The organism is Bartonella sp. AP72JLCBS (assembly GCF_042195705.1).
GTDB lineage: Bacteria > Pseudomonadota > Alphaproteobacteria > Rhizobiales > Rhizobiaceae > Bartonella.
In genome coordinates this window covers 1-545 of sequence record NZ_JBHIOU010000147.1, presented here as the reverse complement: position 1 = coordinate 545, position 545 = coordinate 1, and the positions used below count along the sequence as shown (strand labels likewise).

General features: G+C 38.0%; 1 pseudogene. It reads right to left on the bottom strand.

What is annotated here, in order from left to right:
• A pseudogene (locus tag ACFILO_RS09805) lies at window positions 1-545 on the bottom strand (hypothetical protein); the annotation flags it as partial.

Here is a 545-nt window from a genome sequence, read left to right as displayed (position 1 = left end):
GCAAGAAATTTAATTTTGCTATTGGTTTTTCCGTCTCCATGCTGTGCTACAAATGCCCGCTCATCATTACTCCACAATAGAGAATCTTTAGAAACACCCTCAATTTTCTGAGTAAATTCATTTGCTACATGTGTTAAGCGGCTATTCACATTGTTGATATTGTCATCAAGCCCTGTCAAAGCGTCACCAACATTATTATGGTCTTTAGATACTGCTACGCCATCTTCAGAAATGCGCGATAAATGATAGAGCGGACCGAACAAAATACCGTCGCTAAATTCCGCATTCCCACCCAAAATGTTTGCTACATCTCCAGATATTTTTTCAATCTGCCTACCATTGATCGCATCATGCGAATCTTCAGCAATTTTCCCATCTTTAACATTATGGAGGGAAACTGGTGCTGTAGTCTTATCACCACCCAAAGTTATGCTATTATAATTAACGGTATCGTTTTCTTTATCATAGAGAACTGCAGCAGCACTTGTAAGATTAATATCATTAGAAATATTCTCGATACTTTTATCAAGCTGGGCTTTGTTAAC